The following is a 16,955-nucleotide window of genomic DNA, read 5'->3' on the forward strand; positions in this document are numbered from 1 at the left end:
ACGGGTAAGACAAATTAAAGTGTCGAGGAATCGGCTGCGGTTTGTTTCTTAGGCTATAGCGATAGCCCCAAGTACCTGTACTACTACGATAGTTTTGTAGAGCATCCCAAGTATTACCAAACCAAGTGATATTATAATAAATATTTCCTAGTTCGAACATTGCATTGGCATTCGCAGCTTGTTTTTGTAAGTGAAGTATTTCTTTTGCTAAACTGGCTTGGGTATATTTATTAATAACCGGACGGCGGTGTCCGTAGCTTCCACTAATTGTGTAGTGTTTAGGGTTAGCCAATAGTTTTTTTGATTCACCTGCCAATGTATAATGTTTAACGGCTTTCTTTAATTGGTCATTACGCAAATACATAGTAGCTTTTACCTTATACCAGTTTTTGAGCGATGAATTCAAGGTTTCTTCAAAAAGGGTTTTGTTCTTAGTACGCTTCTCCCAAGAAATCAGGTTATCTACTACTTTCATGGTAAGTGGTATAGTCAGTGCTGAGTTTTGTGGTTGGCACAAGTACGCTTTACCTATATCTCCTTGGGCGTATAGTTTATGACGAAACACGTTGAGTAAGTAATCGTTCAGATGGTTGTGCTTTAATAATCTTACTTGCTGGAACAGTGATCCTTCCTCTACTTTGGTGATTTTATCGAGTTGTGCTATTTTTATTGCTAACTTAAATACTTGTACTTGATACTTGAGTTGGGGAGAGCTGACTGAAAGCTTGTTAAACATTTGTAAAGCTTTAGTGGGCTTGCCTGCTACATACTCTAGGTAGCAGTGAGCCATTTGCCATAATGTCAAATCATCTACTTTACGTTCTTGTACCACCTTGCTTACCATTGCTTTCAACTCTTTGAGGTATTGAATAGCCTCTTGTTTTGGGAAACCATCAAACTTTTGATAAAAAGCCAAATTTTTGCTCAAGTTGGCAGATAATAAGTTTACTTCCATTTTATTGACTTCACGAGTGAGCAATAGTGAGAGGTGTTTGGAAGAGGGTGCTATCTGATAAATACGTTGCATTTCTTCTATAGCGTTTGCATAGGGTTTTATTCCTCGCAATAAATATACAGCAGCAGCTTCTTCGCTGTTTCTACACAGGTTTAGTACTTGACGAAAGTCTTGATCTGAGGAAATCTTAAAACTATCATAAGCTTGTACCCTGCGGCTGGGACATTTGTCAAAAACTCTGGCAAAAAGGTATGCTCCTTTTACTTTAGCACCACTTAGTGTCAAAGCGCCTGCTTTATGGGCAAGTGCCCAATATTTGATAAGAGAGCTAGAGTTGCTTGCCAATGGTTTTGCCAACTGATCGTATAGCTTAACAGCTTGAGTGTAGTTTTGAGAATAATGCGCTAAACGTACTAGTTGATAAGCATAGCGCATTTTTAAAAATTTATTAGAGGAGTTTATGTAAGCGCCATTGCCATTAATAATGAGGTCTTGCATTGCCTCTTTGTCTTTTTTGGGGATATTTCGCCAGCGATTGTCACCTAAGTTAGTTACATAAGGTTCACATTTTTTTGCAAATAGCAAGTATTTCACCACATCAGTAGCACGTGTGTTCTTCAGGTGTTGCACTGCTGAGTTATTACGCCATTTGCTTGGAAGAGAACCACTAATGCCCGCTACATAGTTTTTGATAAGCTTAGTTTCATTGACCTTAGCTTTGTATACCAACTGTTTGGTGTCATTGGTTGAAGGTGTATTTTGGAAATAGGCCTTCCATTCAACAAGGTTGTCTTGGGTGCGTCCTTCTTCTTTATCCCAGTGATAATCGTATAAACGTTCAAAAGTAAAAAAGAAAGGTTTACTATGAGGTTGGTTAATAATCTCAGGATCGAGAAAATTGTAATAGGTGATGCCTGGTTCATAAAAGCCACAGGCAGACTGAGAGAGTTCTTGTGGTTTTAGTACAAATGCTGCGTGTACTAAAACCACAAAAGCCATTTTTAAAAACTTCATATTCGTAAATTTGAGTAGATTTTAGGTAATGACACCTACTCAAATTTACACTAAATAATCAAAATTTCCTCGTCTTACACGCAAAAGCAAAGAGAAGAATATCATGTCGTTATCTATTGCCTGAAAATCAAACAATAACTTTTCTCCCGATTTTCGTACCATATCAATGAATCCTAAACCAGCCCCACCTTTATCTGACAGTTCACCAATTTTTACGATTTCGCGGAAAAGCGCACGTAGCTCATCCCGACTCAAACCATTCACATAGTTTATTTTCTCGGCAATGGTAGCAGCTTCCTCTTTAGTTACAGGATTGCCCGATCCTATGATATAGTCATCGTCGTGCTTACCAATCATAAAAATCGAACTGTTGCTTGAGTGTTTCACAAGGTTTTGCAAACACTCAATCATTATATTGAAGACTTTTTTGCGAATGGTGGAAATTTCGCCGAGAACGTTCATGTTACGTTCGGCCATTGCTAAAACTGTTTTGGTTATTTCTTGGGTAAATTCCCCTTCATAGACCAAAATCAAGTTTTCGTCCATCAATCTTTTATGCAAGTTATAGATGTAACCCATCTTTCAAGCTTAGATTTTTGGTTAATTTAGTATAACAATTGAATAGCAATTCAAGCTAAAAAGAGTAGAAAATACTCTTTAATTCTTTAGGCTCATAATTTTTCAGGTTTTTTTCGTCCAGATGATATAATGTAATATACAACTGATTACTTACTATATAACGACGTAACAACTTTGCCGCTTGTTGTAAGTTGTGAGCACTAACCTGTTCGAGCCTTATCAAATCACCTTTATAAAGGTAAACGCCATTTAAATAAGTACTTTTGATGACTTCAAACACTTGTTTTTGTTTTTGACGAAAAAAACGGGTATTAACAAATGTATTGTTTTTTAAGCTATTCAGCAACTTTATAACGCGTCCTCTTCTTATCAAAACGCCCCACTGATAGATTGGCAATGCCACGTCTAATTGTAGGGGGTATTTCTTTGATTTGCCCAAGTATTGTTGGGCAATTTGGAGGTCTAAAATAGAGTTATTGGTATTTTTACCATCGAGACTTCCCATGTTGTAAAACATCAGCATACCACGATCTACTGGAGGTACTCCAGTTTTTTTGTAGTATTTAAGCTGATGCAACCGAATGGTTGCTGATAGGGTCTTAATACCGTTGCCTTTGACCTGTTCTCTCAGTATTTCAATTAATTTGAAAAAACGCTTTTGGGTTTTACCCGACCAATCACAATCCAGTTGGACTTCACGAATGGTTACGTTTCTGAGATTCTTTGACTTCTCAAGTATTTTGTTAGCAATATTGTTGCCTAATTTCTCTAATTGATTATAAGAAATATTCAAAAGTGTACGATTCGTAATAAAAACAGTAGGTACCAAGTGTGGTATAGGTATGTTCTGGGTTTGCCATTTGAGCTCAGCTATTGGTTGCGCTTCTTTTCGGTAAGGGTTCCAATCTATGTCAAAATAGCGTACATATAGCCGCTTGATTTGCAACTCTTTTAAATATTTACGTTCGTTTGTGGAAAGATTAAAGATCGTCTTCCAATAATAAAACGCAGGAGTTACTTTTGATTTTTGAGAACGACAGTGAGTATGAAGTAGCCCTATACATAACCATCCAATAGCCCAGTAATATTTATAATTAAATTTCCACACATTCTTTTTTTATTGCTTGAATTAAGTTTTCCAGGTTGGTAACTTGTGGAATATCATATCTTTGACAAACCACATCTACATTACCTTTGCGCCAAAAGTTTTTTGAACAACACACGATTAACTTTTTACTTTGAGCAAATAACCCTAACTCTAATAGTGTAATTGGTGCTTTTGAGTGGGGAGCAAAATACATCGCAATATAATGGGCTTTTTCTAGCGCCTCTAGTTCCCAGTTTACCTGTGCTACAAACTGAGGGTTATTGGTAGATTGTTCCCAGGAGGCATCCCAATCATCGCGTCGGGGATTCAAAAAAGTAACAGGACTGTCAGCCAATGCTTGAGTTACTGTGACTTGCCAGTTTATAGCATTGCCCATGTCTATGCTTCCTGCCAAAAAGACTGCCTTGGTATTAGGAATAATGTCAATAGAATCAGGCGGTTTTATAACTTTCATTTGGTTGGCACTTACGATAACTTATTTACATCCAGTTATTTTCTTCAGCATCCTTAACAAAGCGTTTGTACAAATCAGACTGAAAACTGTCTATGACTTTTTGTTCGTTGGCATCTATACCATCACTTGCTTCTGCTACTTTTTCGAGCACATCCAATAAATACACATAGTCAGGGTCAGGTCCGTGTTCTTTAAAAATATCTAAGGCTTTTTTATAGCTATCTTCTGGATTCATGCCTTTTTTACTTTCATAATCGAACGACCAACGGATTTGACTAGCCCAAGGGTGTGCTGTCAAAATATTTTCCAACATGCGTTGTTCTTCCGCTTGAATAAGACCATCAGCTTTTGCTACTGCATAAATTAGTTCACCAAAAGCATCGTACAATTGTTCTTTGTTTACCATAATATAAGTTTATTTGAATCACCTTTTAGGTTGAGTAAATATATCAAAAACCTGAGATTATTACAGAACCAAGTTTAGAAAATAAGTTCAATAGGCGCAAAATTCTTTTTTAATTGATGTCGTTGCTTTGCCAATGCAGGCATATTATGAATGGTGACTTGCTTCAAACAAGGCAGTTTTTTTAATTTGAGCGGTAACTCTTCCAACAAGTTACCAGAGATATCAAGGGTAGTAAGGTTTTCTAATAAGAGTAGTGACTCGATAGATAAGCTAGAAAGCTCATTGGCAGACCAATTGAGTTTTTTTAGTCTTTTTAACTGCTTGGCAGCCTTGGGGAGTTGTTTAATCTCATTGTGGGCAATGTTCAGCTCTTTGAGCTTAGGTAAATTACAAATGCCTAATGGCAGTGTCTTGAAACTATTGTAGCTTAAGTCCAACCATACTAATTTAGCCCAATTACTCAAATCTCCTGGCAAGTTATTCATCCCTTTATTTGCACTTAAATCCAACTTTTTTAGGCTTTTAAGCTTGCGTATTTCAGTAGGCAATACAGCAATTTGATTATGTGCAAGAGATAGTGTATCTAGTTTTTTTAGTTTACCAAACTCAGGAGGCAAGGTAAGCAAATGATTATGTGCAAGGTCAAGTACTTTTAAATGCTTGAAGGTGGCAAGTTCAGATGAAAGGTATTGCAATTTCAGGTTGTTGAGTTTCAACTCAGGGTTTGTGAGGTATTCTCGATAAGCCCATTGCCGAATAATGCCTGCATCTATTTGTGGGTGTTTTACTACCTCTTCTATCAAGGTCCATACTTTGGGTAGGGTAGGAGTAGGCAAGTAACGCCACTTACCCTTTAAAAAACTGGCGTAGTCGTCAGATACCTCTTTAAAAATAAGGTGTTTTATCCGACGTCGAATCTTTGTATCAGGATAAAACCAACTCATTCCTACCAAGTAAGATATGATTTTATAATCAAGCTTGTGTTGGCGCAATTTGTTTAAACCACTAATCACTTTTTTGGAGGATGAATCTTCTAGCAACTGATAAACCTGCTCGAGTTGTTGGGCAGATAGTTTTTTACCTTGTATGGGCATTCTATGTATTTTTTATAGCAAATATTAGGTGCTTATTTTATATCTTTTTTCTTTACGGAAGAAATGTAATCAAACCTTTACTTGATAACAAGCTCACCTTTATACATTTTTGAACTAATGAATTATAAACATATATTTTTTGACCTGGATGATACCATTTGGGATTTTCGGCGCAACTCTAAAGAAACCCTACTTGAGTTGTTTGAACATTACAATCTTGCTGAGGCAGGCAAAGAAGTGATTGATCAGCAAGATTTTTTGACCAAGTACTACGCCATTAATCAAGAACTTTGGAAGCAGTACCGAGAAAATAACATAGATCATCAAACTTTAAGAATGGTACGGTTTGAAAGAATCTTTACTCAATTTAAAATAGATATGCCTCATCAATTGGTAAAACGATTTTCGGACGATTACTTGGGTATGGCTCCTACTAAGCCTCATTTGTGTGACCAGGCACAAGAGCTGCTAGATTACCTTAAGGGTAAATATGAATTACATATTATTACCAATGGTTTTTCTGACATACAACCAGTAAAAATAGCCAGCGCCAAATTAGGTGATTACTTTAATGTAGTGGTGACTTCAGGTTGTACTGGTTATAAAAAACCTTCTACTCAAATATTTGAATATGCACTTCGTCAGGCTGGTGCCAAAACCCAAGAGAGTATTATGATTGGCGATAGTCTGGAGGCCGACATTGCGGGTGCTAAAAATAGTGCCCTTGACCATGTGTTTTATAACCCTTTACAAAAAGCACACAAAGAAGAAGTGTATAAAGAAATTACAAGCCTGAAGGAGCTTATAGAGATGTTTTAAACATTTAAAGCACTAAAAAATGAATCCTTATTGGGAGGCAACGATTTTTAACCACTTTAGAGTTTATTATCTGGTTTTTTTTTGTTTGTTTTGCCCTCAGTTAAAATTTATCTATACTAAGTTTCGTAATTACCCTTAGGGCATAACAGACAATGGATATAACGTCACAGATAATTATGATACTGGGCTTTTCTCTGGCATCATACTCAGTGGTTGGTAATGATGTGATTCAAACGTTAGGAACCTTCATCAGTTCCAACAGCAAACGCAAATGGCATTTGTTATGGCTGTATATTGGCGGTATATTTTTAGCCGTGGCTACCTACGCCTGGTTTCAACTTCAAGGTGATATTGCCTATGGTCGCTTAGATAAAATTCCTTTCCCGAAAAACTACCATTGGTGGTTAGCACTTCCTCCTGTTATTTTAGTAGTAATTACTCGTTTTGGAATACCCGTAAGCACTACATTTCTTATTCTAAGTGTGTTTAGTTCCAAAAATATCCGAAGCATGGTCGAAAAATCATTGCTAGGATACCTAACAGCGTTTGTAGTAGCAATCGTGTTGTATATGTTCATTTCTAAACGTCTCGAAAAATACTTTATCAGTACTAGCCATAAATATCAAGAGTTTACCAAAACCTCTAGTAATGCGGTATTTCTAAGAGCTTTTTTCAACTTCCTGATCGCTATAGGCTTGGGTATTGTTATTGTCAATTTAATTGGACATTATCAACTCATAGAGGGTATCTTTGGCAAAGAAGCCTATAAAACTTATCGCTTGTTTGTGTTCAAAAATGTATTAGCAGCATTGGTAGTAGTGCCAGTGTATTTTTTCTTATATCGTCAAGGGTTAATTGCCAATAGTAAAGATTCAGAAGAATATACCTCTAATAGTTGGATGATTGCTCAATGGATTTCTACCGGCTTTTTGTGGAGTCAATGGATCATTCAAGACATGGCGAACATATTTGTATACTTGCCACGCCATGGTGCCCTGTCAGCCTTAGGATACTGGTTAGCTATAGCCTTGCTAGTAGGACTTTTAGGGCTTATATTGTATCAACGTGGGGGAGGTATTCAAAAAATTGTGACTACCAAAACTAACACCTTTGACATCCGTTCGGCTACCATCATTGACTTTACTTATGGTATTGTATTGTTTATTTTCAAAGAATATAGCAAAATACCTATGAGTACTACTTGGGTGTTTGTGGGTTTGCTGGCTGGTCGCGAAATAGCCCTTACTTATCAATTGGCACGCGGCGAAGCAGGGAGTTTCCGGTCTGTGATTATGGTAGTACTCAAAGACCTTGGTAAAATCTTCTTAGGTTTGGTAGTGAGTCTACTGTTGGTGTGGTTGATCAGCTACTTGAAATAAGATATAAAACATTTACATAAAGTAAATACCAAAGCTTGGCATTGATGTCAGGCTTTTTTTCTTGGGTTAAAACGATGATTATGTTGCATCAATCTGGTCAATAGTTTAAGTGCTTGAATATAAGTACTTTAATTTTAGTTAAGTACTGTTGTCATAAGTTCTTATGCTGCCTTGAAAACAGGCGGTGAAAAATGTGATTTGCACCCCAAAATTACAATTGCTCAAGATAACTTACATCTCTCATAAAACCTCTTTGTTTTTGTGCTAAAACCTTGGAAATGATAGTCTAAATGTCATTTTTTTTTTGTAAATTTACCTCTTTGAAAAAGAAAAATTATGAGCGAATTTACGGAAAATCAAAATGGTGCTGTAGACGCCAAAAACTCAGAATATTCTGCTGATAATATACGCGCATTAGAAGGGTTAGAAGCGGTTCGAATGCGTCCATCAATGTACATTGGCGATGTAGGTGTACGAGGGTTACACCACCTTATTTGGGAGGTAGTAGACAACTCTATTGATGAGGCACTTGCTGGGTATTGTGATCATATCACAGTAGAGGTAAATACTGACAATTCTATTACAGTTACAGACAACGGGCGTGGAATACCTACTGGGTTTAACAGCCAAATGCAAAAGTCTGCGCTTGAGGTAGTAATGACAGTATTGCATGCAGGGGGTAAATTTGATAAAGATACATATCAAGTATCAGGTGGATTGCACGGGGTAGGTGTCTCTTGTGTAAACGCATTATCTACTCTTTTAAGAGCCACAGTACACCGCGAAGGCAAAATTTTCCAACAAGAATATAAACAAGGAGATCCTCAAACAGAGGTAGAGGTAATAGGAGAGTCGGATAAGACAGGTACAGTGATACATTTTGTGCCCGATGCTACCATATTTACTGCTATCGAATACAAGTATGAAACGATCTCTCAACGCTTGCGTGAACTTTCATACCTGAACAAGGGCATTCGCCTGACAATGGTTGATCACAGGGTGAAGGGTGAAGATGGTAAGGCTTTGACTGAAGACTTTTTGTCAGAAGGCGGCCTTACTGAGTTTGTACGTTACCTGGATGAAACTCGTCAGTCGTTTTTGCCTGAGCCCATTTATGTAGAAGGAGAAAAGTCAGGCGTACCTGTACAAGTAGCCTTCACTTACAACCATTCTTATTCTGAAAATGTGTATTCTTATGTAAATAACATCAACACCATTGAAGGTGGTACACACATTTCAGGGTTTCGCCGGGCGCTTACCCGTACTTTGAAGTCTTATGCTGATAAGGAGGGAATGCTAGAGAAAGCCAAGGTAGATGTAACCGGAGATGATTTTAGAGAGGGACTTACTGCCGTTATTTCTGTAAAGGTTGCTGAGCCTCAGTTTGAGGGTCAAACCAAAACCAAATTGGGTAACTCTGAAGTAATGGGGGTGGTAGATAATGCCACCAGTGAGGCGCTGAGTAAATTTCTTGAAGAAAACCCTAAACAAGCCAAGTCTATCATTCAAAAAGTAATATTGGCTGCTCAAGCACGTCATGCTGCCCGCAAGGCGCGTGAAATGGTACAGCGTAAAAATGTACTGAGTGGTTCTGGCTTGCCTGGTAAGCTTGCCGATTGTTCGGAAAAAGATCCTGGCTTGTGTGAACTATACCTGGTAGAGGGTGACTCGGCAGGTGGTAGTGCCAAGCAAGGGCGTGATCGTAATACTCAAGCAATTTTGCCATTGAGAGGTAAAATTCTGAACGTAGAAAAGGCACAAGAATACAAAATTTACGACAACGAAGAAATTAAAAACATTATCACGGCTCTAGGAGTTACTTTTGGTAAGGATGATGATGACAAGGCGTTGAATATGGAGAAACTACGTTATCATAAGATCATAATTATGACGGATGCTGACGTGGATGGAAGCCACATTAGAACATTGATTTTGACTTTCTTCTTCCGTTATATGCGTGACTTGATTGAGAGTGGTTATGTGTATATTGCTTTGCCTCCATTTTATTTAGTAAAAAAAGGAAAAAAAGAGTTGTACGCGTGGAACGATGATGACAGAGATGTTGCCATCAAAGAGTTGGCTGGTAACGGAAAGCCTGAGTCTGTACACGTACAGCGATACAAAGGTTTAGGAGAGATGAACCCAGAACAGTTGTGGGAAACTACCATGAACCCTGAAAACAGAAGTTTAAAACAAGTAACTATTGAGTCGGCTGCGGGAGCCGATCATTTGTTTTCTATGTTGATGGGAGATGATGTACCACCACGTAGAGAGTTTATAGAAGAAAACGCTAAGTATGCGAATGTAGATATATAATTTAATGTTGAGCGATTAGTTTTCAATAATTGTCTGGTTTAAAGTAAATGTTCTCTCTCATTCTTTAAGCTTTTATCCAAAAAAACAGACAACAATTTTGAACTAATAACTTACAAGATCATATCGCATAAATTTAACTTTTGGGAAATTGGTAATTCAGAGTTTTTTTAGTATTCTGAACCGATTTCCCAATTTTTATTGATTTGTTTAGTATAAGCCGAAAATAGACCAACACGATGATTGCCAAAAAAGAAAATAAAGACAAGATAGCAGATAAAAAGAAGAACACTCCAACAGGTGCTATTGAAAAAGAGAAGCGTGATGGACACATTGTGCCTAAGCCTATTACAAATAAACGCATTGCCAACCTTATTGAGCAAAGTAACTATATTAGCCGTGACTTAAGCTGGATGTTGTTTAATCGGCGTGTGTTAGACCAGGCGCGCATCCCTAAGCGTAATATTTATGATCAGTTGAAGTTTTTGGCAATTACAGCTTCAAATTTGGATGAGTTTTTTATGATTCGTGTGGGGAGTTTATACAACTACATAGACTACGGCAAAGAAAGAATAGACTATTCGGGTTTACGCGAAAAACCTTTTAAAAAGCTGTTGTTTGAAGAAATTCAAGATTTTACCCAAGCACAGCATACGCATTTCAAAGAGGTACTAAAGCCTAAGTTTAAAGAGAATGGGTTTCAAATACTGGGTATAGAAGGGCTTACAGATGCAGAAAAAGATGAGGCCGCAGTTTATTTTATGCGAACTATCTTTCCTATGCTTACCCCAATGGTATACGATAACTATCGAACTTTTCCTGTGTTAATGAACAAGGTTTTGACCTTTGGGGTGGTCACCCGAAACCTGCAAAGCACTGATAAAGATGAGCGTCGATTTTCTTTTGTACAAATCCCTCAAAACTTACCCCGTTTTTATGAATTTGAGAGAGAAGATGATGAGATCATTTTTGTGCCCATTGAGCGTATTATTCGCTGGCAAATCAACAAACTTTATCGTAACATAGACATTGTATCGGTTTCTTTGTTTAGGGTTACCCGTAATGGTGATATATCTTTAGAAGAAAGTGATGACATTGAGGCTGATTTTATAGATGAAATTAAGCAAAAAATAAAAACTCGTAAAACAGGTCGTGTAGTAAGAATAGAGGTAGAGAAGGGGTACTCGACTTGGTTAATGAAAAACCTGAAACGTCGTTGGCAATTAGACGATGACAATGTTTTTGTGAATGATACATTGATGGACTATACCAGTTTATTTGGTATTGCAGGGCACGAAAACTTTAAAGACAAATACCCTCCTATACATTCACCCGTATTGCCTATAGGGTTGATAGACCCTGATGTCGATTATTTTGAACATCTCAAAGAAAGCGACATATTATTACATCACCCTTATCATAGCATTGAGCCACTTTTACACATCTTAGAAGACGCTGCAGAAGACCCTGATGTATTGGCAATTAAAATTACTATATACCGCCTGGCCAAACACTCTAGGGTAACCAGTGCTTTGCAAAAGGCTGCCGAAAATGGAAAGCACGTATCTGTATTGTTTGAGCTAAAGGCTCGTTTTGATGAAGAAAATAATATTCGTGAAGCAGAGAGACTACAAAAGGCTGGGTGTTATGTTATTCATGGCATAGGACGGTATAAAACGCATACAAAAATGTTGTTGATTGTACGTAAAGAAGAGCAAAGTGTCACTCGTTATGTACATTTGGCAAGTGGTAATTACAATGAAAGCACATCAAGATTATATACTGACATTGGAATGCTCACTACCAATGAAACTTATGCCCACGATGTTTCTGAGTTTTTTAATGTGATTACTGGACACTCCCAACCTCATCATTATGAGTATTTGCTTACTGCCCCTCGTGATTTACGCAATGAGTTGATTAAGCTTATTCAGAATGAAGCAAAAAATGCTCAAAAAGGATTGACGAGCGGCGTTGTAATGAAAATGAATTCGCTGGAAGATAAACGGATGATTGATGAGTTATATGCAGCATCTAAAGCAGGTGTGCAGATCAAGTTAATCGTAAGAGGCATTTGTTGTATTCGTCCCCAACGAGTAGGTTTAAGTGAAAACATTATGGTAAAATCAATTGTGGGAGACTACCTGGAACATTCACGCATGTTTTATTTTCATAACAATGGCGACCCTAAAATTTATGGTGGAAGTGCCGACTCTATGGTACGAAGTTTTGATCGTCGTATAGAATCGGTGTTTTTGATGGTAGACGAAGGTGTGAAAAAACAAGCAATGCATATACTTGATTATAACCTAAGGGATAATGTGAACTCATATATGATGCAAGAAAATGGAAACTTTATCAAAACAAAGGTCAGTGGAGATGAGGAACCTTTTAACTTGCACGAAGAGTTTTTTGAAGTAAATGAACAAACCATTCTGGAAACCAAGTTATTCTAAAAGATTGTACTACAGCTTTTAACTTGGCATAATTTTTCCCTGAATATTGCCAGTGCATAAGCCTGTCAAAGCGCTCGCTTGTGCACTGGTAACATATAAAGCAACATGATTGATTGAATCAATTGTTTTGGTGGTGATACAAAGCCACTTTATCAAAGACGCAATATACGGATGAAAGAACAAAAATATGGCTTAAATACGTTGTTTCAGCGCAACTCCGTTATCGGTAGGTTGTTTTGGTTGTATGTGCCTTTGTTTTGGGTGTTTGCCAGTGGATGGTATTTGATTACCCTTAGAGCACAGGATCAAAACAAAGAGTTGACTACTATTAAAAATCGCCACCAAGACATTCAGCGGAATTGTCAGAACCTGGATATAGCAGTTCAAACCTCTATCCACTTGCGTAAAAGCCGGGTGCTGTTCAAACACACCACTAATATAGATTCTATCTGGAGTAACCGTGCGGAGACTTACCTAGACTCTTTATCGAACATAAGCAACAAGCTTGATGACAAAGCATTGAAGCAAAAGGTAAAACAAGTACGTGGTTTAATGATTACATTAGAAAAGCAATTTGGGCGTTTGAATAAATTTGACTTTTCTGCTTTGACTACACAGAATGATGGGATGTTTGATGATAAGAAGCCTACCCAGGCATCACAAGACTTTGAAGATATAGATCGCCAGATTAATAATTTGAGCATTAATATACACCGTACCTTAAACGAGGCTGTTGTATACCACGAAGTAGCACTCAAAGATCGTATGGCATTGCTTAAACGTAAAAACCTAAGCAATGCTAATTATTATGCTGTGTTTGCTTTTTTTATTTTAATGGCAGGCATTATCATTTCTTTCATTGTATTGCCCCGCACCATTAGTTTTGTAGAAGAGCTAAAACAACATATCAACAATTTGTTGCATGGTAAGTTTCCTGGAAAACTCAGGAAATCGGTGTATGAAATGAATGATTTGGTAGATAAAATAGATGAATTAACAGATAGTTTTAGAAAGCTTGAAGTATTTGCCGAAGAAGTAGGAACTGGAAACTTTGATACAGATATACAGGTGTTTGATGAAGAAGGAGATGTAGGGCAGTCATTGGCAAAGATGCAGAATAGCTTGAGACAAATTGCAGTAGCTAACCAGCAACGTAACTGGTTTAACGAAGGGTTTGCAAAGTTTGGAAATATTTTGCGAAACGATGAAGAGCAGAGCTTTGAGTTGTTTTATGAAAGTATTATCACTAACCTGGTAAAATATCTTGAGGTTAACCAAGGAGGTGTATTTGTGTTGAATGAACAAGGAACAACAAATAAACCTGTGCTGGAATTGAAAGCATCTTATGCTTATAACCGGACAAAATATCTTAAAAAAGAACTGACAAAAGAAGATGGCTTAGTAGGACAAGCCTGGCGCGAAGCAGATGTAGTATATGTGACGGATATTCCTTACGACTATATCGAGCTCTCTTCTGGGTTGGGAGGTGCCAGACCAAAAAGTATCTTGATTGTGCCTTTACTTACTGGAGACGACCAACTAATGGGAGTAGTAGAATTGGCCTCTTTTGACAAGTTTCCTGAATATAAAATTGATTTTGTCAAACAGTTGAGCGAGAGTATTGCAGGAACTATTTCCAGGGTAAAAACCTCCATCCAAAATCAACAACTTTTGCATGAGTCGCAGCAAATGGCAAAGCAAGTAAGAATTCGTGATAAAGAAAAAGAGCGGACAATGAAGGAGTTAATTACAACTAAAAGCCACATGGAGCAAGCCAATCGTGAGCTGGAAGCTGAACTAAATGTGATTAACGAATCATTTACGGTGTTGGAACTGGATGCTGATGGTAATTATACAGAGGCTAATGCACTCATTCAAAAAGTTTCTGGTTATAGTCGTGCCGAACTTGTAGGAAGGCATTATACGGTGTTGTTGCGCCATAAGGCAGGAGCAGTACAAAAAGAATGGAATAGCATAGTAGAAGGTAAGTTGGTCAAAGGTGAGTTTGTTCGTTACGCCAAAGATGGTCATAAATTTTGGCTGTACGAAATAGTGTATCCGGTATATAATGCCAAGGGAGAGCTAAAGAAAATAAACTCTATTGGCTACGAAATTACCAAGCAAAAAGAACAAGAGGGGCGTATTAATGAGCAGCTTCAGGCATTACAAGTAAATGAAGAGAAGGTGATGAAAAGAATTAAAGAGGTGAGAGAAAACGCCAATCTTAAATTAAAAAGACTCAAAGAAGACTTTGCGAAGCAAATAGAAGAAAAAGATCGAATTATTGACACACTTAGAGGTTAACCTAAACCTTTGAAACTACCAGGAGTGCTTGTTGCAAAATGAGTACTCCCCTACATTTTTAAACCTTATCTCCCAATATTGTGTTATAGCTTTACGACTTATTCAGTTGCCTGATAATGGAGCAATAAAGCTAAAAAATAACAAGAACTCCTCCCTATTATTTTAACTGAGGGGTTTATTTGTTAATTTTGTACTTTACAAACATTAGATTTATGAGCATTCAAGAAATTCAAGATGAAATTATAGAGGACTTTTCTCTTTTCGATACTTGGGAAGATAAATATAGCTACATTATCGAAATGGGTAAAAAACTAGCCCCCTTGAGTGAAGAATACAAGACTACTGACAATAAAATCAAAGGATGCCAGTCAAATGTGTGGTTACATACACATATGGAAGATGATAAGTTAGTTTTTGATGGGGACAGTGATTCTATCATTGTAAAAGGTTTGGTAAGTTTGCTTATTCGTGTATTATCAGGACATAAGCCTGAAAGCATTGCAACATCAGAGTTGTACTTTATTGATAAAATAGGAATGAAACAGCATTTGTCTATGACTCGTGCCAATGGGTTGGCAGCTATGGTTAAGCAGATGAAGTTATATGGAGTAGCTTATCAATCAAAGGTAGGCTAAAAAATCAAGGATGTGCTGTGTGCAAAGTGCAAAAAAGATAAAAATGGTTTTATCTGGTGATAAACCTTTCTTTTTACCTGTTTTCTAAAAGAAAAAAGAGGGGAAAGTAACACCCAAAAAGAAGAAGATATGAAAACTAATCAACTCGAAACGCCTGACTTGAAAGAGAAAGTCGTAGAGGCATTGAAGACTGTATACGACCCGGAGATACCAATAGATATATATGAGTTAGGTTTGATTTACGAAATCAAAGTTTTTCCGGTAAACAACGTATATATTTTAATGACATTAACTACGCCCAATTGCCCCTCAGTAGAAGAGTTACCCGCTGAGGTAAAAAACAAAGTATTGGCTATAGAGGGAGTAAATGATGTAGAGTTGGACATGACCTTTGAACCCCCATATCATCAAGATATGATGTCAGAGGCAGCCAAACTTGAGTTAGGCTTTTTATAAATAAGAGTATGTTTAAAGTGTGTTTTCGAAGTTCTGTTGTACTATTGAAAAAAGACAACAAACCAGTTTTAAACAACACTCTAAAAACATCAAAAACAGTATAATTGTTATTGACTATGTTTTGTCCATAGTTACGTTTTAGCAATTGTCAATTCAACTATTGTATTAACTTTTAAACTTAGGATAATTATGTACCCAGAAGAATTAGTTGTTCCAATGCGTCTTGATTTAACCCAAGCAGGTGTTCAGGAGCTAAAGACTGTAGAAGATGTAGATGGCTTTTTTAAAGATGCCAAAGGAACTGCTTTGATGGTGATAAACTCTGTATGTGGTTGTGCTGCTGGAGCTGCTCGCCCAGGTATTAAACTTGCTTTATCTGAAACTGCTCATAAGCCAGGTTCAGTAGTAACTGTTTTTGCTGGGGTAGACAAAGAAGCGACTGCCAAAGCGCGCGAATACATGTTGCCTTATCCTCCATCATCACCCTCAGTGGCTTTGTTCAAAGACGGAGAATTGGTTCATTTTGTAGAGCGTCATCATATAGAAGGTCGTACGCCACAAATGATTGCTGACAACTTGTTAGGCGCTTTTGATGAGCACTGCAAGTAGTAGCAGCTAACTTTTTAATAAATATTGTAAAGAGCAATGGGTCTGACAGATTCATTGCTCTTTTATTTATTAAGGCAAAAAAATAGACTCCGAGAATATCATCCAGGAGTCTACAAAACCTAACTAATCAAAAACTTACAATTATGAAAACCTAATAAATGGTTACGTTTTAATGCTTCAAAGAGCATAAGGTAGCAACCACGTGTTGACCTTTAATCTTATGCAAAATTATGATTTTATTCTCAATAAATCTACATTCTAAACAATATAAACTCATTTTTGTTTTCAGAAGAAGGTATTTTAACGCCACTTTTTCATAATTAACACATTTTTAACAAAGATTCCTGTGGTTTTAAAAATATTCTTACCTCCTT

14 protein-coding genes are annotated in these 16,955 nt (G+C 37.2%); 8 read left to right on the forward strand and 6 right to left on the reverse strand.

The features are described 5' to 3' along the window. From M23134_RS26120 to M23134_RS38925, 6 genes are all read right to left on the reverse strand, one after another. On the reverse strand, positions 1-1,969 hold a 1,969-nt coding region (locus tag M23134_RS26120; RefSeq protein WP_002701358.1), incomplete at its 3' end, for a hypothetical protein. A 45-nt stretch (positions 1,970-2,014) separates the two neighbouring features. Next, entirely contained in the window at positions 2,015-2,548 is a 534-nt protein-coding gene (locus tag M23134_RS26125) for a SiaB family protein kinase (RefSeq protein WP_002701360.1), read from the reverse strand. Between the two features lie 55 nt (positions 2,549-2,603). Further along, entirely contained in the window at positions 2,604-3,656 is a 1,053-nt protein-coding gene (locus M23134_RS26130) for a hypothetical protein (protein WP_157558656.1), read from the reverse strand. Next, positions 3,643-4,110, reverse strand: coding sequence for a nucleoside 2-deoxyribosyltransferase domain-containing protein (locus M23134_RS26135; RefSeq protein WP_002701364.1), 468 nt, complete (start codon positions 4,108-4,110; stop codon positions 3,643-3,645). The genes M23134_RS26130 and M23134_RS26135 overlap by 14 nt, the downstream gene beginning before the upstream one ends. 25 nt (positions 4,111-4,135) lie before the next feature. Next, entirely contained in the window at positions 4,136-4,516 is a 381-nt protein-coding gene (locus M23134_RS26140; RefSeq protein ID WP_002701366.1) for a TerB family tellurite resistance protein, read from the reverse strand. A 74-nt stretch (positions 4,517-4,590) separates the two neighbouring features. Next, positions 4,591-5,610: a leucine-rich repeat domain-containing protein gene (locus M23134_RS38925; protein WP_002701367.1), complete on the reverse strand. Its 1,020-nt coding sequence runs from the start codon at positions 5,608-5,610 to the stop codon at positions 4,591-4,593. Positions 5,611-5,727: 117 nt separating this feature from the next. Here M23134_RS38925 and M23134_RS26150 point away from each other — a divergent pair, with 117 nt between their 5' ends. The 8 genes from M23134_RS26150 to M23134_RS26185 all read left to right on the forward strand — a co-directional run bounded on the left by M23134_RS26150 (position 5,728) and on the right by M23134_RS26185 (position 16,581). After that, the gene (locus tag M23134_RS26150) at positions 5,728-6,429 is read left to right on the forward strand and encodes a YjjG family noncanonical pyrimidine nucleotidase (RefSeq protein ID WP_002701369.1); all 702 of its coding nucleotides are present in this window, start codon (positions 5,728-5,730) and stop codon (positions 6,427-6,429) included. 152 nt (positions 6,430-6,581) lie between these two features. Further along, positions 6,582-7,808, forward strand: coding sequence for a hypothetical protein (locus tag M23134_RS26155; protein ID WP_002701371.1), 1,227 nt, complete (start codon positions 6,582-6,584; stop codon positions 7,806-7,808). Between the two features lie 336 nt (positions 7,809-8,144). Beyond that, positions 8,145-10,124 carry a DNA topoisomerase (ATP-hydrolyzing) subunit B gene (gyrB, locus tag M23134_RS26160; RefSeq protein WP_002701373.1) on the forward strand — a complete coding sequence of 660 codons (1,980 nt, stop codon included), beginning with the start codon at positions 8,145-8,147 and terminating at the stop codon, positions 10,122-10,124. 236 nt (positions 10,125-10,360) lie between these two features. Continuing rightward, entirely contained in the window at positions 10,361-12,577 is a 2,217-nt protein-coding gene (ppk1, locus tag M23134_RS26165; protein WP_002701374.1) for a polyphosphate kinase 1, read from the forward strand. Positions 12,578-12,748: 171 nt separating this feature from the next. Further along, on the forward strand, positions 12,749-14,881 hold the full coding sequence (locus M23134_RS26170; protein ID WP_002701376.1) for a GAF domain-containing protein: 2,133 nt from the start codon (positions 12,749-12,751) through the stop codon (positions 14,879-14,881). A 212-nt stretch (positions 14,882-15,093) separates the two neighbouring features. Then, positions 15,094-15,516: a SufE family protein gene (locus M23134_RS26175; RefSeq protein ID WP_002701377.1), complete on the forward strand. Its 423-nt coding sequence runs from the start codon at positions 15,094-15,096 to the stop codon at positions 15,514-15,516. Between the two features lie 129 nt (positions 15,517-15,645). Then, positions 15,646-15,972 carry a DUF59 domain-containing protein gene (locus M23134_RS26180; protein ID WP_002701378.1) on the forward strand — a complete coding sequence of 109 codons (327 nt, stop codon included), beginning with the start codon at positions 15,646-15,648 and terminating at the stop codon, positions 15,970-15,972. 189 nt (positions 15,973-16,161) lie between these two features. After that, a complete protein-coding gene (locus tag M23134_RS26185; protein WP_002701379.1) occupies positions 16,162-16,581 on the forward strand; it encodes a BrxA/BrxB family bacilliredoxin in 420 nt (139 codons plus the stop codon). Positions 16,582-16,955 lie beyond the last annotated feature (374 nt).

Origin of the sequence: Microscilla marina ATCC 23134, assembly GCF_000169175.1 — a bacterium.
GTDB lineage: Bacteria > Bacteroidota > Bacteroidia > Cytophagales > Microscillaceae > Microscilla > Microscilla marina.

Coding starts and splice junctions, on each gene's coding strand:
- M23134_RS26125 (WP_002701360.1), bottom strand. CDS start 2,548: ATGGGTTACATCTATAACTTGCATAAAAGATTGATGGACGAAAACTTG.
- M23134_RS26135 (WP_002701364.1), bottom strand. CDS start 4,110: ATGAAAGTTATAAAACCGCCTGATTCTATTGACATTATTCCTAATACC.
- M23134_RS26140 (WP_002701366.1), bottom strand. CDS start 4,516: ATGGTAAACAAAGAACAATTGTACGATGCTTTTGGTGAACTAATTTAT.
- M23134_RS38925 (WP_002701367.1), bottom strand. CDS start 5,610: ATGCCCATACAAGGTAAAAAACTATCTGCCCAACAACTCGAGCAGGTT.
- M23134_RS26150 (WP_002701369.1), top strand. CDS start 5,728: ATGAATTATAAACATATATTTTTTGACCTGGATGATACCATTTGGGAT.
- M23134_RS26155 (WP_002701371.1), top strand. CDS start 6,582: ATGGATATAACGTCACAGATAATTATGATACTGGGCTTTTCTCTGGCA.
- gyrB (WP_002701373.1), top strand. CDS start 8,145: ATGAGCGAATTTACGGAAAATCAAAATGGTGCTGTAGACGCCAAAAAC.
- ppk1 (WP_002701374.1), top strand. CDS start 10,361: ATGATTGCCAAAAAAGAAAATAAAGACAAGATAGCAGATAAAAAGAAG.
- M23134_RS26170 (WP_002701376.1), top strand. CDS start 12,749: ATGAAAGAACAAAAATATGGCTTAAATACGTTGTTTCAGCGCAACTCC.
- M23134_RS26175 (WP_002701377.1), top strand. CDS start 15,094: ATGAGCATTCAAGAAATTCAAGATGAAATTATAGAGGACTTTTCTCTT.
- M23134_RS26180 (WP_002701378.1), top strand. CDS start 15,646: ATGAAAACTAATCAACTCGAAACGCCTGACTTGAAAGAGAAAGTCGTA.
- M23134_RS26185 (WP_002701379.1), top strand. CDS start 16,162: ATGTACCCAGAAGAATTAGTTGTTCCAATGCGTCTTGATTTAACCCAA.